We start from the raw sequence: 1,020 nt of genomic DNA, 5'->3' as shown, positions 1-1,020 counted from the left end.
CTTGCACCAGTTGCCGGTGGAGTCGTAACCCACAAGGATGTACCTGCATTTGCGGCCATCCTTTTCGCTTTTGATCCTGCCTGTAACAACCAGTCCTTCCAAGCCTGCAGCAACGAGCTGTCGGCTCAAATCTGTAATTTCCATCAATCGTGTGTAAGTCAGCTCGGCTATTAGCAGGCAGTCGTTCCCCCTCCATTGTTCTTCAGCCTGGGTCAGCAGGGCGATGTACAGCTGCAATGCTGCAATCGCGGTTGATCGAGACGCCTTGGCTTGGTTTGACCAGCCAAAGTCGCGCAGACCTCCCTCCTTAATCCATATCGCGGGCATCCGCACCCAAGGCAGCAATCTCATTTCCAAGCCCCCTGCATTCCGATGACGACGATAGCAGCGAACACTGCTAGTGACAGAACCAGCGGTACTAAGCGATCTGCGTTAGTAGCGAGGCGTTCCAATGCTTCTACTGCTTTGCGAAAACTGTTCATTAGCCAGATCTCAAATGACTTGTGATGTGGTCTTTATAACGATCTCGCACACCTCTCTCTAGAATAAGGTGATCAATAAATAAAAAAAATATTTTATAAAAGTCTTTAAAAACAAACTGTTAAGACGATTTATTAAAGTCTTTAGGATTCATCTATTGGTTCACGAAAGGCGAGTTTTTGACTGAAATTCCTAGAAAATTTCCTCTCATGCGCCATGGCGAGAAATTCTCGCATGCGAAAAAAAGCCCCTTCCGGGGCTTTGTTCATCCTACTTTGTACGCTCTCTACCCCCGCTTGGTGTCACGGGCTGCACTCGCTGTTTCTGCTCCAGGGCGCGCTCATTGGTTGCGCCATCCGCGATGGTTTTGAGTGTGTGCGGTTTCTGCAGGCGCATCACATCACGCTCTTTCTGCAGGCTCAAAGCGGTGGTTTTGTCGTAGCGCTTGGCAATGGCCGCTGGTAGTCCGGCAATAGCGTCGGTGTATACACGCGCCTCCAGCCGCGCCCGGCTGATCGCCACATAGAACAGGTTGAGCGA

At 50.5% G+C, this 1,020-nt stretch carries 2 pseudogenes; both read right to left on the bottom strand.

The window, feature by feature from the left end:
• Window positions 1-351: pseudogene (locus tag H7698_RS31170) on the bottom strand (DNA-binding protein); the annotation flags it as partial.
• A 399-nt stretch (window positions 352-750) separates the two neighbouring features.
• Window positions 751-1,020 (bottom strand): annotated as a pseudogene (locus H7698_RS31165) (AAA family ATPase); the annotation flags it as partial.

This window comes from Pseudomonas sp. p50(2008) (genome assembly GCF_015351605.1).
Taxonomy (GTDB): Bacteria; Pseudomonadota; Gammaproteobacteria; order Pseudomonadales; family Pseudomonadaceae; genus Aquipseudomonas.
The sequence above is the reverse complement of the archived record's forward strand: the minus strand, read 5'-3'. Positions and strand labels throughout refer to the sequence as shown.